We start from the raw sequence: 250 nt of genomic DNA, 5'->3' as shown, positions 1-250 counted from the left end.
CTGACCGGCAGCGTATATGAACCGCAACTCGCTTTTGAACCGGGCGCACTGCTTCGCTCGCGCTGGCGCATCATTGACTCGCTTGATATCGATGAAATCCGCTGGCCGCTGGCAGGTGTGAAGCTGACGCAGAAGGGCGTGGACGGGCGTTTACAGGCTATCCTGCGTGCCCATGAAAACGAGATGGGCGATTTTGAACTGCATCTGGACGGGCAGGCGAACGACTTTTTACCCGACAGCGGTCTGTGGC

The 250-nt window shown here is 58.4% G+C and carries 1 protein-coding gene; it reads left to right on the top strand.

Annotated features, from left to right (window positions below; all coding sequences use genetic code 11):
• Positions 1 to 250, top strand: a 250-nt coding sequence (locus HWD97_RS24395; RefSeq protein WP_371835828.1) for a hypothetical protein, incomplete at both ends; no start/stop codon positions are given.

Origin of the sequence: Ochrobactrum sp. C6C9 (genome assembly GCF_022627935.1) — a bacterium.
GTDB classification, from domain to species: domain Bacteria; phylum Pseudomonadota; class Alphaproteobacteria; order Rhizobiales; family Rhizobiaceae; genus Brucella; species Brucella teleogrylli.
The sequence above is the reverse complement of the archived record's forward strand: the minus strand, read 5'-3'. Positions and strand labels throughout refer to the sequence as shown.